This is a genomic window from Enterococcus haemoperoxidus ATCC BAA-382 (assembly GCF_000407165.1).
Lineage (GTDB): Bacteria > Bacillota > Bacilli > Lactobacillales > Enterococcaceae > Enterococcus_L > Enterococcus_L haemoperoxidus.
Map to the genome: position 1 here is coordinate 1,403,401 of NZ_KE136479.1, position 16,539 is coordinate 1,419,939.

The following is a 16,539-nucleotide window of genomic DNA, read 5'->3' on the forward strand; positions in this document are numbered from 1 at the left end:
TTAAAAGTCTTACGTTTTGTTAGTTTATTTGCATTCTGTTTTTTATAACTGCTTGTCTCAATTTTTTGGCGTTTTCTGTGATTTCTTCCTTTGTTCCTTTGGTCAAAAGACTGCCAATCCCAACACAATCTACTCCACTTTTTAACCATTCATCAATATTTTTTAAATTAGCGCCACCTGATGACATAATGGGAAGATGAGGCGTCGGTGTTTTCAGCGTCGCAATCAATGTCGGTCCATAATACGTTGAAATCGGAAATGCCTTGACCATTGCCGCACCTGCTTCAATTGCGATGATCATTTCTGTCATACTGGTACACCCAGGCATATAAGGGATTTGATATCGATTGCATAATTTACAAACAGATTCGTTGTAATTAGGAGCGATAATGAATTTGGCCCCAGCCAAAATAGCTAATCTAGCCGTTTCACTGTCTAAAACAGTTCCTGCACCAACTAGTAATTGCTCTTGGTATTGTTCATTCAACTGCCGAATGATCTCTCCTGCATTAGGTAAAGTATAACTAATTTCTAAACAATCTACTCCACCTGCTAAACAGCCATCCGCAATTTCAACAGCTCGTTTCATCGTATGCACTCTAACAATCGCCATGATACTTGTTTCTTCAATTCGATTTAGGATACTTGTTCTAAGCATAATTACCCTCCTTTATATAAATGAAAAATTTTCTTTATAATAATCCATTGTTTGAGCTATTTCTGATAATACTTCATCACTCAGTGGTAAAACAGGCAATCTTGGATCCCCAACATTGATTCCTTGATAACTGATTGCGGCTTTTAAAACAGATGGAATAGTACCTAACGTTAAAATACGACGGAATTCTTCAATACTGTTCTGCATTATTTGCGCTTTTTCTACCTTACCTTCTAACCAGTATTGATAAATCGCTACATCGATTTCAGTCAATACATTTGAAGTAGCTGCAATCGCTCCTGTAGCACCTATTTTTAAAGCATCTAGAATCAACGAATCTGATCCAGACAAAACAGAGAAATTTTGTTCTTTGGATACCGCAAGATATTCTTTTAGATTGTCGATCTTACCGCTACTATCTTTGATACCAATTATATTTTGATGTCCAGCTAGTTTTCTAACGGTGTTAGAACTGATGCTTATTCCAGTATTCTTTGGTATATTATATAACATTATAGGTGCTATATTAGCATCTGCAATCGTAAAATAGTGATTCATCAGTTCAGTTTCAGTAGGTTGAACAAAATAAGGCGTGATGACAGATAAAGCGTCTGCACCCAAAGCTGTCATTTCTTTTGATAAAGAAACAACATGGTCCGTGCTATTTCCACCGGTTCCTATAAATACAGGCAGTCGACCATTTGTCTCGTTAATGACGGTTTCAGCAAACCTTAGTTTTTCTAAATCGCTTAATACGTGGAATTCACCATTCGTTCCAAGAATAAACAATCCATTGACGTTTTTATCGATCAAATGATTCACCAATTGCTTTGTCACAACTAAATCGATACTATTAGTTCTATCTAGAGGGGTGACCATTGCTGTAATGATTCCTTCTGGTTTCATTTTAGTTCACCTTTCTTTACTCATTTTTTGAGATACTTTTACCTAGCGCTCCTCCAGGATGCCACTTGACATATTCTTTGTTCGTCAATCCTTTTTCCTCTTGTAATACAATGCTTAAAGATTGAAGAATCACGACTTCCGCTAAAATTGATGCGCGGGGAGGCTTGTTCAGCGAATCCCCTTCTTTTTCCACCCCAGCAAAAAGAAAACAATCACTGTTTTTTGATAGCCATGAGTTTTTTTTACCCGTAACAGAAATAATTTTGGCTCCATTATTTTTGAGTGTTCGGACTGTTTTTTTTAATTCTTCTGTCTCACCGCTATTTGAAATAGATAAAACGATATCTTCTTCTCTAACTTGTCCAGCTGACCCATGAATTGCCTCAGTTCCATCTAAAAAGTAGGCAGGTGTTCCTGTCGAAGAAAATAACGAGGCGATATATTCAGCTACATGCCCTGGCTTACCAATTCCAGTCACATGAACGCGACCTCCATTCTTTTCAGATTTTAGAATCAACTCTTTAGCCTTAAACAATTGTTCTACCGATATCCCTTGAATGAATCTCGTTAATTCTTCAGTTGTTGTTTCAAAAAAATTTAATAGTACCTGATCTCTTTGTTGTCTAATCATTCTAACTATATCTCCAATCTATTATATTAGGAAAATAGACTTAATACTTTTTCAATAAATATTCCGATTACATTGTAATCAATATTTGGGAATGTTGACCCTTCTAATCCCATACTTCCATATACTGGATAAAGAATCGTGGGTAAAAAGGCTAGTAGCAATCCAACAATAAACGATCCTGCCACAGCTCCACGCCATCCACCAGTTGAATTACCAAAAACACCTGCCGTTCCGCCAGAGAAAAAACAGATATGAGCTGCTGGAATGATAACGATTGGAAATTTAAAGATCACCATGATTGCAACACCCACTAACCCTGCTGCATACGCTGAAAGAAACCCTACAATGACAGCTGTTGGTGCATAAGGAAAGACAGTTGGAACATCTAATGCTGGACGAGAATTTGGAATAAATTTTTCGGAAATAGAAACGAAAGCAGCTGTAATTTCTGCCAAGAACATACGTACACCTGTCATTAAAATAGACATCCCTGCTGTAAAAGTAAATGCTTGAATCATCGGGAAAACTAACCAATGAGTAGTTCCAGCCAATTCTTGTGTAACGTCACGTCCCGCTTTTAAAGCGGATACATAAAAGAGAATTAGCATAATCACCGCAACACCCATCAAAAAGTCTCTAAAAAAAGACAACCATTTCGGAAAATTAATATGTTCGGTACTTTTATCTTCATGTTTGCTAAAAAGTTTACCGATATAACCAGATAGCGAATAACCAATCATATTAAAATGACCAATTGCAACATCATCACTGCCTGTAATTTTCCGCATAAACGGTTGACATAATTGAGGAAGAGCAGCAGAACAAAAACCTAAAATTGTTCCTCCTAAAATAATTGCAGCAACATCAGAAATTCCATGAGACTTGATGATCAACGAAAGAACACAAGCGAAGAATAAACTATGTCCTGTGGTAAAAAAGATATTTTTCATTGGCGTAATGCGCGCAAAGACTAAGTTCATTAAAAATCCTAAGATCAACGTGCAGGATGTTACCAAAGCATATTGTTCTTGTGCCATAGCTGTGGCCGCTTCAGGTGAAGCAACAACACCGACAATGTTAAATCCTGTTTGAAATAGTTTATTGAAATTCTGCAAAGCGCCAGTCATCAACGCTCCGCCCGCACTAAACACCATAAACCCAATAATTGTTTTAAATGTACCCGTTAAAATTTCGGTGCCTGTTTTCTTTTGTGCAACTAGTCCTACAAACGCCACGATACCAAGTAGAATAGCTGGTGTGCTTAAAAAACTAATAATAAAATCCACTTTTTTTCATCTCCTTATGTGTACAAACGTATCAACGGTTCAAAAATTCACTTAATTTATTTTCTATTTCGATTTTATCCACGATATTATTGATGCCGATAATCGTTTGTTTTAAGTTTTGTGACTCTAGCTCTTTTGCGACATCCGCTAAAGTTATTAATAAATCACCATCAAAACCTGATACGGCATCTAAGGAAGAATGCTCAACTTGAATGGGAAACCCGTTTTCTTTGATTACTTGTTCCGTTTTTATTTTTAACATCAAGCTTGAACCGACTCCAGCTCTACAAGCTACTAATGCTTTGTGCATACTGTCCATCTCCTATTCTGATTCAATGATATAGTCTAAAATATCCATTGGTTTTTTTGCGGTATCTAATACGTGATAAAACGTTTGGTCGCTTAATAAATTGACAAGTTCAGCCATCGATTCTAAATGTGTTTCACTATCTTTGGCACTCATACAAAAAAGATATTTCACTGGGTCATTGGTTTTATTTCCTGACTTAACTGGCGTTTTTAGTGTCGTTATGCCCATTGCTAAATCTAATGCTCCATATTGAGTTGGTGCGTGAGGTAGCGCTACATTCTTTGTAATCACAATATAGGGGCCTATTTTTTGCGTTGTTTCAATAATTTTTTCGATATACTCAGATGTAATTTTACCTCCAATAAGTAAAGGTTCTGCGGATTTTCGGATTGCCTCTTCCCAATCCGTCACTTCAAGTTCTAATTGGATAAATTCTTCTTTTATCATCTCACTTAACAATATGCAACACCCCTTTTAAATTTCACCAAGCGTACGACTTATTGGTTCCATTTCAATATAATCTGTTTATGAAACGTTTTCAATCTCTTTTGCTGCCTTATTTTGTTTGCCTCATAAACAAAAAGTGGTCTATCAAAATCAGGTAAGTTCAACATAAATTGCTCTTTGATGAAAAACCTTCAGAAAATGTAAAATATCTCGATCGAACAGTTTCCTTATTTCTTTTGTTTGTGTCAAACAATGCACTATTTCAAAACAAACACTACACTGAATCATCTTTTTTTAAGAATCTTATTGTAATTTATCATGATTTTTTCACGGTTTATATTCATTCTCAAACAAAAAGAAAGCAAATCATGCTTGATTTGCTTTCTTTGACGACCTTATTTTATTTATTTGTTTCTTTTCCATTTATGTACTGCCCATTTATGACTGCCGCGCTTTAGTAAATCAATTCCCTCATCGACAGATACCCAGCAGATTGTGTTAGTCTTTTCTAAAGGATCACCTATCTGAGTCCAACTATATGCAACAAAGAAATATCCAGGATTATGATAATCGGTACTCCTATGTCTTGAGTGAAAGTATTCGTCTGCTTGTCCTAGATACTCGCCGATAACAACTTCAATCCCAAGTTCTTCAATCATTTCTCGGTGAATTGCTTCTTCCTTCGTCTCACCTTGTTCAATTTCTCCGCCCGGTAAAAAATAGGCTCCATTCGGCGCTTGTACTAATACTATTTCTGTACCATTCTTTCTTGATACGATAATATATGCGCCTAGTCTTTTTTTATATAGGACTTTTTCCGATTTTTCACCGAATGACGGTGTTTTCATAAAAACAACTCCTTTTTCTTTTAATTTAATTTTACATGAGAATTTTCTCATGAACAAGTAATAACTTATCATTTCACTCACAATTTTATTAAAGTCTATGCTACTATAAAAATATCAGCAGATTATTTCTAGTATCTGCGGTAATTTCCACTTTTGAAAGGAAGATGATTCGTATGAAAATGGCTCACACTTGTGTCCGTGTCAAAGATTTAGAAGCGTCGCTAGAATTTTATCAAAAGGCATTCAATTTTGAAGAAAGCCGTCGCCGTGATTTTCCAGAAAATAAATTTACTTTAGTTTATCTAACATTACCAGGTGATGGTTATGAACTAGAGTTAACGTATAATTATGATCATGAAGCATATGATTTAGGTAATGGTTATGGTCACATTGCGATTAGTACCGACGAAATTGAGAAATTGCATGAAGAGCAAAAAAGTGCTGGTTTCACTGTTACTGATATGAAAGGCTTACCTGGAACTCCTCCTTCATATTATTTTATTACTGATCCAGATGGTTATAAAATCGAAGTTATTCGTAGTCGTTAATGAAAAACAGTTGGTCACCATTTGGCAGGAGCTGAACGGCGACCAATTGTTTTTTTCTGACTTTTACTATCTAATTTTAGATCCAAATATAGTTAAAAGCAATTTATGGCGCTATTTCTTAAAAATAGTGATACACTGTTATTCTATCTATTAATTGAGGACGTGAACAAATGACAACAACTATCGGCATCGCAGGAAATCAAATTATTCAATCCGCTGACATTTTCAACGGAAACTATGTAAGTTATACACCACAAGGATTCGTAACGGCTATTCAAAAAGCAGGTGGATTACCGCTTGTTTTACCTATTAGTGCTGAAGAATCAGCCGCAGCTTATATTTCTAAAATCGACAAATTATTATTAGCTGGAGGACAAGATATTTCTCCTGATTTATTTGGAGAAGAGCCTCATCCAAAACTTGAAGAAACAAATCGCAATCGTGATCTTTTTGAACTAGCTTTGATCAAAGAAGCGCTGAAACAACATAAACCAATTTTTGCAGTTTGTCGCGGCATGCAGCTGATAAATGTTGCTCTGGGAGGAACGTTGTATCAAGATCTTTCTTTAAACTCAGAATGGAAAATCAAACATGGTCAACAACCTACCCAACCTCAATTTGCAACACACGGTATTGAAATAGAACAAGGAAGCACTCTTTATCAAGTATTCGGAGGAAGCTATCGTGTTAATTCTTATCATCATCAAGCAATCAACGTTTTAGCACCGTCGCTAAAAGTTACTGCAAAATCATCTGATGGCATTGCAGAAGCTATTGAGTCAACCGATGCAAATCAAAGATTACTGGGTGTTCAATGGCATCCTGAACTTCGTTTTGATATAGACACAAAGGAATTTGCGTTATTTGATTATTTTGTTAATCAATTATAAAAAATACGGTAAAAGATCAACGTTACGTGATCTTTTACCGTATTTTTTTAAGATGACTTTGATTTAAAAATCAAAGTTATCTGGATCTGGCCCTAAACGTTCATTTGTATTTAGTGCATCGATTTGTTTGATATCATCTTTAGTCAGTTCAAAATCAAATACATCGAAGTTTTGTTTGATACGCTCTTCATGTACTGATTTTGGAATAACGATAATATCATTTTGTAAATGCCAACGAATAATGACTTGGGCTGCTGTTTTGTTATACTTCTCTCCAATTTCAACCAAAGTAGGATTTTCTAAAATTTTACCTTGCCCTAATGGAGACCACGCTTCGACAGCAATTTTTTTATCCGTTAAAAACTTACGTAAAGGTTCTTGTGTCAAAGTAGGATGAAGTTCGATTTGATCAACTTGTGGTATAACCTTTGCATCTTTTAGAAGATCCTCAATATGGTGTTCATGGAAGTTAGAAACACCTATAGCTTTAGCTCGTCCACTTTGATAGATTTCCTCCATCGCCCGCCACGAATCTTTATATTTACCTTCTACTGGCCAATGGATCAAATATAAATCAACATAATCTAAGCCAAGTTTATTTAAACTCTCGTCAAATGCTTTTAACGTAGAATCATAACCTTGATCCGCATTCCACAATTTAGTTGTAACAAAGATTTCTTCTCTAGGAACACCTGACGCACGAATTCCTTCACCAACACTCACTTCATTTTTATAAGCTGCTGCAGTATCAATCAAACGATAACCCTCTTGCAAGGCCCATTTCACAGAATCCACAGCCTCAGCGCCATCTTTTACTTGCCATACCCCTAAACCCAAACGTGGGATAATCGAACCGTTTGTTAACTCTTTTGTTTTTTCAAAAGCCATATTTTTTCCATCCTTTCTTAGAAAAGTGAATACCAATTAAGTATACTCCTTAAATTTCTAGATGAAAAATAACTAGATTATAAACGACGATTTTTACTTCTTTTTTAGCATCTTGTATAGAAATCTCTCACTTGGTAGCTTATGATAAAGAATGATTCTATTTAGTACAAAGAAAGGCTGACCGTAATGACAATCGATTTTAAAAACCATATTGACAACTATCTTGAAGAACGAAAAACCTTTAGTAACATTTCAAAAAAAACATTAAAAGCATACTATTCTGACTTAATAAATTTGAATGAGTTCTGTTCAATTAATAATTATGCATACCCTATTGGTATTACTAAATATATTAGCGAATTTCAACAAACTTTAAAAGCAACCACGTTAAAACGTAAAATTGTCGTTTTCAAAATGTTTTATCGCTATTTAGCTAACGAAAACTTAATGGAGCTATCCTTAATACAAAAACCAAACTTTAATTACTACTATATCACACCAAGAAAACTGCCTAAAATTGTAACACCTGAAGAGATAAATAAGATGTTGAAACAAATGTATTCACTTCAATCTACTAATTTAACACCTTCAAAACGAATAAATCTTATTCGGGATATTGCCTTAATTGAGCTTTTGATTGCAACTGGGATTCGAATTGACGAAGCACATGCTTTGAATATTGTTGATTATCAACCAAAATCTAAAGCTATATTTCTAAATAAATACGGCAAACGACTTTCAATTTATGGAATTGAAAATATCTATTCCAAGTATCGAGATTTAGCAAATATTGCCCCTACCTCTACTCCTCATCATTTACGGCATACATTTGCTACTGAATTGTTGTCAAATGGTGCAGATATTCGAGAGGTCTAAGAATTATTTGGACATTCCAGTATTGTGACGACACAGATTTATACTGCGGTGAGTACTAATCAGAAGATCAAAGTGTTAGACACTTATAATTTGAGGAATAAATTGCATCCAAAAACCTCCAAATAATTTATAGTTATTTGAATATAATTATACCACAAGAGAATATAATAATTAACAAAAAACATCCTTATTCATACAAATAGATATTTAACATTTCTTTTACTAGCATAGTAAAAGAGTAATATACATTTACTTTAGTCTTAAATTAAAAAAGCTAGATTTACTCTTAACCGTTTTGAAACCAAAAAAGAAAACAACGAGAACAACTCGTCATTTTCTTTTTGATAACTCTAATTTTTTTCTACACCGTTATATTTCTAATCCAACCATCAGGTGCAGCTATATCTCCAAATTGAATACCTGTTAATTCATCATACAGTTTTTGTGTCACAGGTCCAACTTCTGTCTCGCTATAAAATACATGGAAATCATCATAAGTTTGAATAGCACCAATCGGTGAAATCACAGCCGCCGTTCCGCAAGCACCAGCTTCTTTAAATTGATCCAAAGAATCAATATAAACATCTTCTTCTACGGCCTCCATACCAAGATTATGCTCCGCTAAATAAAGCAGTGAATACTTGGTTATACTTGGCAAAATTGATGGTGATAATGGTGTGATAAAGCGATCATCTTTCGTGATCCCGAAGAAATTAGCAGAACCGACCTCTTCAATTTTTGTATGTGTTTTTGGATCAAGATAAATACAATCCGAAAAACTTTTCTCTTTTGCTTCTTCTCCAGGTAAAAAACTAGCCGCATAGTTTCCACCAACTTTGATTGCGCCAGTTCCTTGAGGTGCCGCACGATCGTAATCAGAAAAAATAAAGTTGGTAGGAGTTAGCCCGCCTTTAAAGTAAGCACCTACTGGCATACAAAAAACGGTAAATAAATATTCAGGGGCTGGTTTTACACCGATTCCTTCCCCAACACCGATCAAAAGTGGACGAAGATATAGTGTTGAACCACTACCATAAGGTGGTACAAATGCTTCGTTGGCCTTTACAACTTCTTCTACTGCGCGAATAAATTTATCTTCTGGGACTTCTGCCATTAATAAACGTCTAGCGCTTCGGTTCATGCGTTTAGAATTTTCATCCACTCGAAATAAATTGATTGAGCCATCTTTGCAACGATAGGCCTTTAATCCTTCAAAACATTGCTGACCATAATGTAGTGCTGCAGATCCTTCATGAATATGCAGTGTATTGTCCTCTGTCAATTCGCCTTCGTCCCATTGACCATTTTTCCAAGTCGAAATATATCTAAATGGTGTTTTTATATAATCGAAGCCTAAGTTATCCCAATCTATTGTCATACAATCACTCCTTATTTTCAGAATATTGTAACACATTTCCAATGAATTTGTTAAGCTTTTTACATAAACAATGACATCTTTTTTCAAATTCAAGTATAATGATACAGTAATCATCTTTAAAAAAGAAAGTTGGGATATCCTTGATTATTTTTGGGCAATCCGTATCCAGTTCGACTATTGAAAGTACAATGGATTCTACAATTGACATAAAAACTGCTACTGAAAATAAAGTGAATGCATTTCAACGATTTTGGAATGGCATTAACTGGGATCAGATCATCGCTACTTTGATTGAAAAAGCGATTTATCTCCTTTTTCTGATTCTTCTTTTCGCATTTTTGAATCGTATAGGTAAAGCTCTTATTGATAAAACGTATGGCAATTATAGTAAAAAACAATCATTCAGTGAAAGTCGTTTAAAAACGTTGCATACCTTGATTAACAATGCTTTTCAATATACACTTTTTTTCTTTTTCATTTACTCTTTACTAACAGTTGTTGGGGTTCCAGTCGGTTCACTTCTTGCAGGAGCCGGGATTGCTGGTGTCGCGATTGGTTTAGGTGCTCAAGGGTTCATGAATGATCTCATCACAGGATTCTTTATTATTTTAGAACAGCAAATGGATGTTGGTGATTATGTTCGTTTAACTGCACTTGGAATTGAAGGTACGGTTACAGCGGTCGGACTTCGAACCACTCAAATGAAAGCTTTAGATGGTACAGTTCATTTTATTCCTAATCGAAATATCACGACGATAAGTAACCTTTCCCGATCTAATATGCAAGTCTTAATCGATGTTCGGATCATGCCAGATGAGGGGTACGATCAAATCACAGCTATCATCGACCAAGTCAACCTTGAGTTGAAAGAAAAATACTCAGAAAGCATTCAAACAGGTCCAACAATCTTCGGAATGGTCGATCTTGGAAATGGGAATTTTGCAGTACGCACAACCATGTATGTACTGAATGGAAAACAAGCGCCCATCAGAGAAGAATTTTTGGCTCAATATGTGAAAAAATTATCTGAAGCTAACTTTACTATTCCAAATACACCGATTACTATAAAATAACAAAGCGTGGAGCAAAACTAAAGATTAGTTTTGTTCCACGCTTTAAATCCGTACAAACGGCGAGATAAAAGTAGCTTATTTATCAGAGCTGAACGTTTTTATCTTGTTCTTTTTTATTTATCTAATGATTTCAAAAAGTTGCTGATATGTTCTACAGCAAAAGGAATCGCTTCTTCTTTTGGCTCGAATTTCGCAGAATGCAGACCGTATTCACTGTCCACTCCTAGCCAAAACATCGTTCCTGGTACTTTAGATAATAAATAACCAAAATCTTCACCTGTCATAGCTACCTCTGCATCTTCGAATAAAACACCTAGTTCATGTTCCATAAATGACATAAAATTTTCTGTTGTTTCTTTATTATTGATCACAGGAACATATCCTTTTTGATCCAGTGATACATCTACCTCACAGTTAAACGATTTCGCAATTCCTTCGCCGATTTCTCTAATTCTAATTTGTGTCAATTGATTCATTTCTTCAGTTAAAGTTCTAATCGTCCCAGAAATTGTAGCTTCTCCTGCGATCACATTGGTTGCACTCCCTGCATTAAATGTACCAAATGTAACTACGGCCCCTTCAACTGGGTTAACATTTCGACTGACAATTGTTTGCGCCTGCTGGACAAGGCTCATACCAGCTATAATCATATCATTTGAGGCATGTGGGAAAGCCGCATGTCCACCTTTACCTGTTAATCTGATTTGGACTTCACAAGTTGCAGCAAAAAGTGTCCCGATTTTTGTTGTAATCTTTCCCACCGGTAATTCAGGATTAACGTGCAGTCCATAAAATTCATCAGGCAACCACGAACCGAAAGCACCGTCTTCATACATCAACATGCCGCCAGCTTCGTTTTCCTCTGCTGGCTGAAAAAGGAATAGATAATTATTTTCTGGCTGTATAAGAATCAACTGTTCCAGTAAGCCTAAACCAATTGTCATATGAAAGTCGTGTCCACAAGCATGCATATACCCTTTGTGTGTAGACTGGAAATTTGAAATAACTTCCTCCGTGATTGGCAAACCATCAATATCTGCACGCCAACCAAATGTCTTTTTGGGATCTTTTCCGTGGACAAAAACCATTATTCCAGTTCGCCAAGTTTTATATTCTACAAATTCTTTATCAATGGATTTGATAATTTTTAATAAGAATTTTTGTGTTTTTTCTTCTTCTAACCCAATTTCAGGTATTTTGTGTAACTGTCTACGAATCTCAATCAAACGTTCTTGAATCACTGCTCATCTGCCTCTTTTCTATTTCTCTATGTCTTATTGTTGAATAAAATGCTTATTATGTCAATCCTTCTTAAGAGAAATTTTGCAGTCTTAAACCGTTCAACTATTATTTTTTCTGTAAAAAGTGCTGAGCAAATGCGCTGATTTTCTCTAAATCGATTCCTTTTAATTTGTTCTCCTCACTTACTGGAACCCAGGAAGGTTTGTACCCACCAAAAGAAACGATTGCAATCGCTTTTTCTCTAATAGCTTCTGGAATACTTGCAATGATTACATCCTCTGTTGTTTTGGGTTTTGAATTACATAAGTAACAAGCAATCATTTTAGTTAGTAGCACAGTTTGATTTTTTTTAAAAAAATCTCTAATTGGTTTATACATCTTATCATTTCGAACTCCAGCACCCACAATTATATGCGTATATTCGTCTATAACTGGGCTCTCTTGATCAATATCGATAATTATAGAATTGCTGATTTCTTTGTATAATCGTTCTGCACATTCTTTAGATGCACCTGATTTTGTTCCATAAATGATCAATGTTTTCATTTGACTCAGCCTCAATTCTCTCTTCACTTTACAGATAACAACTAGCTTGTTATCATAGATTTATTCAAAACTATTTTGACGGAAAAGTATCTCGTTTGACGAGATATATTAAGCATAAGGCGAGGGAAGATATTTGTCAAACAATCAAAACATAGCTATTAATCAACTCACCGCTCTATTAAGAGGATTCGGTTCACGTTCAATCTTACATCAGCAAGCAATCGTTCAATCATTAGGAATCCCAGCAAATGACTATATTTCAATTGACTTGTTAAACGAGCTCGGACCACTTACTGCTGGAGAATTAGCGGATAAAACTGGCTTATCTACTGGGACAATCACAGCATTGATTGATCGTTTAGAAAAAATCGGTTATGCTCGTCGAGAAAAAGATCCAAACGATCGCAGACGGGTAATTATTGTCCCAACCTACGAAGACAAAGAGGAAATAAAAAAAGCATATCAACCATTAGACATGGCTATGCAAGAATTAGGTCAAGAATACTCAGAGAAAGAGTTACAGATTATCAATCAATTTCTATTCCAAGCGGTTTCAGTATTAGATAAACAATTGCAAACTAAATAGTTTAGACATTCTTATTTATTCACAAACAAGAGCGCGAAACAAAACTAAAAATCAGTTTTGTTTCGCGCTCTAAATCCAAATAAACGGCTAGAAAAAACAGCTACTACGCTTCGATCACAATAAATTTTAAATGCTAAAGTACTAAAATTTGAAGGCTTCGAAAATAAGCTGAATATGATAAACTAATGTTGCACAATACAGACTTCAGTCCGCAATTGATTTTTCTATTCGCTCTAATTTTTAAGAGTCACTACATTTTTGCCTCAGTCTCTTATTACTATTATTTCATAATATCAATCAAGTCTTTTTTAGACGCCGCTGAAGCCGGCATGTAACTAAAGACAACACCGATCAAGATTGAAATTCCTACAGCTAAACCGATTGTAAATAAATCCGGTCGCACTGCAAAGGGTAAAAACATAGATGAAAGAACACCCAGTATCATCCCTAATAGATAACCAATCAAGCCACCAATCAATGTCAACGTCAGCCCTTCAGCTAAAAATTGCTTTCTAATATCTTTTTCTGTTGCCCCTAAGGCACGACGGATCCCTATCTCTTTTGTCCGCTCTGAAACAGAAATATACATCATATTCATGACACCCACTCCAGCAATAAACAACGAGATACCTGCTACAGCTGAAATGAACAATGTAAGATTATCTAAAATACTGCCCATTTGATCGATACCTGATTTTGGATTGTATGTATCATACTCACCGACATTTCTCAAACTACCAGTAAAATTAAGTTGTTTTAAAACCTCTCTAGTCACATTGTCTTTATTTTCTCCTGCATCTATTTCTAAATTCAAGATGGATTGACTTTCAGGCTTTTTAAAGTAATGATCATAACTTTTTATTGGAAAATGTGCGAGTGCCGATTGATTTTCCGCAGATAAGGTACCATTACTACTAGCAACAACCCCAACCACTGTAAAGAGTTCATTCATTATTTCAAAACCTTTTCCAACTGCTTTTTCAGGGTCACCGTACAGCTTTTGTGCTAAAACTTCATCGATCACAACGACTTTATTTAACGTTTCATTATCTTTAAGTTCGATTTGTCGACCTACCAATAAGTTTTCAGAGGTTTTTTCAACGCGTTCTATTTTTTTAGTTAGTTTTTTCCCGTGAATATATAATTCTACTTGCCGTTCGGTCAATTTTTGTTTTGGCTTATAAAAATCAACTTTTCTGACTCCTTTTATATTCTTGATTAAATCAAAGTCACTTTTTTTAAACATTTCATTTTCGGTAAATGCATTCGATATATCATAATAATTAAATGAGATATTGCTTATATTTTCATTCGTATTAGTCATCGACATTTTATTGATCATATCTCGTTTAAATCCATTACCAATAGAAACGATCGTTATCACGGATGCGATCCCGATAATAATCCCAAACATCGTTAAAAAGCTGCGTTTTTTATTTTTTAGAATTGATTTTAAAGCGGTCTTCCAAATGACGAAATTTTTCATTTAATCAACTCCTCTTCAACAATGACGCCATCTTTAACGCGAATCAAACGACCGCAATAAGAAACCATCTCTGGATTATGAGTAACTAAAATAATCGTTACGCCTTCTTCTTTATTCAAATCTTGAAATAACTGCATAATATCATCCGATGTTTTTGAATCTAAAGCGCCTGTCGGTTCATCGGCTATGATAAATCTAGGTGAGTTCACAATCGCTCTTGCAATCGCCACACGCTGCTGCTGACCACCAGAAAGTTGTTTTGGATATTTATTCCCTTTATCTCCTAAACCAACTTTTTCTAGTACTTCTTGTACTCTTGATTTGGTATCGGTATAAGCTGAACCGTTGTATAATAACGGCAATTCGATATTTTCAAAAACAGTATTATTTTCAATCAAGCTAAAATTTTGAAAGACAAATCCTACTGATTTATTTCTGATTTCAGAGAGTTCTTTGTCAGAAAAATCCGTAATTTCTTTGCCCTCAAATAAGTATGTTCCTTCGAATTTTTTGTCGATAAAACCGATTAAATTGATCAAAGTTGATTTCCCAGAACCAGATGGCCCCATTACAGCTACAAATTCTTTTTCTTTAATTTCAAAATTAACGTTCTTCAAAACATGAAGTTTTTCTTCTTCCAGAGAGTAGAATTTGTTGATTTGTTCCAGTTTAATCATTTTCAACCACCTGCACTTCTGTATTATCTTTTAATACATCATCTGGGTTTCCAATAATTTTAGTCCCTTTTGAAACGCCCGACTCGACATTTTTAGCACCATTTACGTCTTTAACTTTGACATCGGTTTTCACTGCTCGACCATTTTTATATACATAAACAAATGTTTTATCATCTTTTGTTAGAATAGATTTTTCTGGTACAACCAATTGTGGTTGAGGTAACGAAATTTGAACAGATGAACCGTATGCCCAAGGAAAATCCCCGTCAACGATGAATTCATAAGTAGGAATTTCTGAATCAGAACCATTTTTTGATTTTGGTAATTGATTGATACTACCGATTTTCCCTGTAGCTGTTTGATTAGAACCAATTGAAGTCACACTGACTTCTTGACCTGCCTTTAATTTGCTCAAGTCATATTCTGTAACGGTTCCTTTTATTTGTTTGGTCTTACTAAGCACTTGTACTAGCGGTTGCTCTAGTGATTTCTTGCCCGCTTCATTTACCATTGCAACACCATCAATCGTTGCTTTTACTGTCGATGTAACTTTCCCTTGCTCTGATTCTAATGCTGCTGATTCATCGTTCACTTCTGTATAAGCTAAATCTAATGCTTGTTGAGCCTGAATCACTTCATTATTTGTAGTCGTCACTTCTGTTTTTTGTTGTTCAGCTTTTCCTTTAAGCTCTTCTTTTTTATCAGGTTCTACTTCTCTATCAAGTTCAGCTTTGGCTTGATTATAACTTGCTTGCGCTTCATTATAACGAGCTTGCGCACGGCTCAAATTTTGAGCTGCTTGTTGAGCTGACAAACTACTCTTATTCACTGTTCTTTGCTGTTGTTCCGCTCTCGACTGAGCTTCGCTATTTAGATAATTAAGTAGCACATCCCCATTCTTAACTTCTTGTTCATGTTTAACAGGAATATCACCAATTGTTCCCAATGTTTGATCATAGAATATCTCTTCAGTTTGAGACGCTTTAACTTCACCTTTCAATAAAAGTGGATCTAATTGATTTAAAGTAAAGACGTTATAACTAGGTTCAGCTTTTTTAGGTGAAGAAAAAAAGAGAAAATAACTCCCTATACATACTCCGATTATAATACCACCAATAACTAATTTGAATTTTTTACTTTTCATAATACTCGTTCCTCCTACTTAATCTTATATAACTGATTATAGTCGGAAATAAACTTGAAGAGAATTGAATAAGCGAACATTTATCTTACATATTTGAAAGATTAGTATAAAAAAAAATG

19 protein-coding genes are annotated in these 16,539 nt (G+C 35.0%); 5 read left to right on the top strand and 14 right to left on the bottom strand.

Going from position 1 to position 16,539, the window contains the following annotated elements:
- Nucleotides 1-19 precede the first annotated feature (19 nt).
- The 7 genes from eda to I583_RS06595 form a co-directional block, all read right to left on the bottom strand.
- On the bottom strand, nucleotides 20-658 hold the full coding sequence (eda, locus tag I583_RS06565) for a bifunctional 4-hydroxy-2-oxoglutarate aldolase/2-dehydro-3-deoxy-phosphogluconate aldolase (RefSeq protein ID WP_010761292.1): 639 nt from the start codon (nucleotides 656-658) through the stop codon (nucleotides 20-22).
- 12 nt (nucleotides 659-670) lie between these two features.
- Nucleotides 671-1,564, bottom strand: coding sequence for a 4-hydroxy-tetrahydrodipicolinate synthase (dapA, locus tag I583_RS06570; RefSeq protein ID WP_010761291.1), 894 nt, complete (start codon nucleotides 1,562-1,564; stop codon nucleotides 671-673).
- A gap of 16 nt (nucleotides 1,565-1,580) precedes the next feature.
- The gene (locus I583_RS06575; RefSeq protein WP_010761290.1) at nucleotides 1,581-2,195 is read right to left on the bottom strand and encodes a KpsF/GutQ family sugar-phosphate isomerase; all 615 of its coding nucleotides are present in this window, start codon (nucleotides 2,193-2,195) and stop codon (nucleotides 1,581-1,583) included.
- A 26-nt stretch (nucleotides 2,196-2,221) separates the two neighbouring features.
- Nucleotides 2,222-3,481 (bottom strand): PTS ascorbate transporter subunit IIC, encoded by a 1,260-nt coding sequence (locus I583_RS06580; protein WP_010761289.1) that lies wholly within the window; start codon nucleotides 3,479-3,481, stop codon nucleotides 2,222-2,224.
- Between the two features lie 31 nt (nucleotides 3,482-3,512).
- Nucleotides 3,513-3,791, bottom strand: coding sequence for a PTS sugar transporter subunit IIB (locus I583_RS06585; RefSeq protein ID WP_010761288.1), 279 nt, complete (start codon nucleotides 3,789-3,791; stop codon nucleotides 3,513-3,515).
- Between the two features lie 12 nt (nucleotides 3,792-3,803).
- Nucleotides 3,804-4,250, bottom strand: a complete 447-nt coding sequence (locus I583_RS06590) for a PTS sugar transporter subunit IIA (RefSeq protein WP_010761287.1) — start codon at nucleotides 4,248-4,250, stop codon at nucleotides 3,804-3,806.
- A 392-nt stretch (nucleotides 4,251-4,642) separates the two neighbouring features.
- A complete protein-coding gene (locus tag I583_RS06595; RefSeq protein WP_010761286.1) occupies nucleotides 4,643-5,086 on the bottom strand; it encodes an NUDIX hydrolase in 444 nt (147 codons plus the stop codon).
- A 173-nt stretch (nucleotides 5,087-5,259) separates the two neighbouring features.
- On the opposite strand from I583_RS06595, the gene gloA reads away from it, so the two are divergent.
- Together gloA and I583_RS06605 are read left to right on the top strand one after the other, a co-directional pair.
- Nucleotides 5,260-5,634, top strand: coding sequence for a lactoylglutathione lyase (gene gloA / locus I583_RS06600; protein WP_010761285.1), 375 nt, complete (start codon nucleotides 5,260-5,262; stop codon nucleotides 5,632-5,634).
- A 170-nt stretch (nucleotides 5,635-5,804) separates the two neighbouring features.
- Nucleotides 5,805-6,524 (top strand): gamma-glutamyl-gamma-aminobutyrate hydrolase family protein, encoded by a 720-nt coding sequence (locus tag I583_RS06605; protein ID WP_010761284.1) that lies wholly within the window; start codon nucleotides 5,805-5,807, stop codon nucleotides 6,522-6,524.
- Between the two features lie 63 nt (nucleotides 6,525-6,587).
- Here the strand turns inward: I583_RS06605 and I583_RS06610 are convergent, their stop codons facing one another.
- Nucleotides 6,588-7,412 carry an aldo/keto reductase gene (locus I583_RS06610; RefSeq protein WP_010761283.1) on the bottom strand — a complete coding sequence of 275 codons (825 nt, stop codon included), beginning with the start codon at nucleotides 7,410-7,412 and terminating at the stop codon, nucleotides 6,588-6,590.
- A 186-nt stretch (nucleotides 7,413-7,598) separates the two neighbouring features.
- Here I583_RS06610 and I583_RS06615 point away from each other — a divergent pair, with 186 nt between their 5' ends.
- Nucleotides 7,599-8,288 (top strand): tyrosine-type recombinase/integrase, encoded by a 690-nt coding sequence (locus I583_RS06615; RefSeq protein WP_010761282.1) that lies wholly within the window; start codon nucleotides 7,599-7,601, stop codon nucleotides 8,286-8,288.
- A 361-nt stretch (nucleotides 8,289-8,649) separates the two neighbouring features.
- On the opposite strand, the gene I583_RS06620 is transcribed toward I583_RS06615, so the two are convergent.
- On the bottom strand, nucleotides 8,650-9,666 hold the full coding sequence (locus I583_RS06620) for a branched-chain amino acid aminotransferase (RefSeq protein ID WP_010761281.1): 1,017 nt from the start codon (nucleotides 9,664-9,666) through the stop codon (nucleotides 8,650-8,652).
- A gap of 140 nt (nucleotides 9,667-9,806) precedes the next feature.
- On the opposite strand from I583_RS06620, the gene I583_RS06625 reads away from it, so the two are divergent.
- The gene (locus I583_RS06625; RefSeq protein WP_010761280.1) at nucleotides 9,807-10,739 is read left to right on the top strand and encodes a mechanosensitive ion channel family protein; all 933 of its coding nucleotides are present in this window, start codon (nucleotides 9,807-9,809) and stop codon (nucleotides 10,737-10,739) included.
- A 113-nt stretch (nucleotides 10,740-10,852) separates the two neighbouring features.
- Here I583_RS06625 and I583_RS06630 read toward each other — a convergent pair whose 3' ends face one another.
- Together I583_RS06630 and I583_RS06635 are read right to left on the bottom strand one after the other, a co-directional pair.
- On the bottom strand, nucleotides 10,853-11,980 hold the full coding sequence (locus tag I583_RS06630; protein WP_010761279.1) for an N-acetyldiaminopimelate deacetylase: 1,128 nt from the start codon (nucleotides 11,978-11,980) through the stop codon (nucleotides 10,853-10,855).
- A 106-nt stretch (nucleotides 11,981-12,086) separates the two neighbouring features.
- Nucleotides 12,087-12,527, bottom strand: coding sequence for a flavodoxin domain-containing protein (locus tag I583_RS06635; RefSeq protein ID WP_010761278.1), 441 nt, complete (start codon nucleotides 12,525-12,527; stop codon nucleotides 12,087-12,089).
- A gap of 133 nt (nucleotides 12,528-12,660) precedes the next feature.
- Between I583_RS06635 and I583_RS06640 the strand changes: the two genes are divergently transcribed.
- On the top strand, nucleotides 12,661-13,113 hold the full coding sequence (locus I583_RS06640; protein ID WP_010761277.1) for a MarR family winged helix-turn-helix transcriptional regulator: 453 nt from the start codon (nucleotides 12,661-12,663) through the stop codon (nucleotides 13,111-13,113).
- 280 nt (nucleotides 13,114-13,393) lie between these two features.
- On the opposite strand, the gene I583_RS06645 is transcribed toward I583_RS06640, so the two are convergent.
- Genes I583_RS06645 through I583_RS06655 form a run of 3 tightly spaced genes read right to left on the bottom strand, consistent with a single transcriptional unit; the run spans nucleotide 13,394 to nucleotide 16,420 of the window.
- Nucleotides 13,394-14,599, bottom strand: coding sequence for an ABC transporter permease (locus I583_RS06645; protein ID WP_010761276.1), 1,206 nt, complete (start codon nucleotides 14,597-14,599; stop codon nucleotides 13,394-13,396).
- The gene (locus I583_RS06650) at nucleotides 14,596-15,276 is read right to left on the bottom strand and encodes an ABC transporter ATP-binding protein (RefSeq protein WP_010761275.1); all 681 of its coding nucleotides are present in this window, start codon (nucleotides 15,274-15,276) and stop codon (nucleotides 14,596-14,598) included. The genes I583_RS06645 and I583_RS06650 overlap by 4 nt, the downstream gene beginning before the upstream one ends.
- Nucleotides 15,269-16,420, bottom strand: a complete 1,152-nt coding sequence (locus I583_RS06655; protein WP_010761274.1) for an efflux RND transporter periplasmic adaptor subunit — start codon at nucleotides 16,418-16,420, stop codon at nucleotides 15,269-15,271. Before I583_RS06655 ends, I583_RS06650 begins: the two co-directional genes overlap by 8 nt.
- Nucleotides 16,421-16,539: the final 119 nt, after the last annotated feature.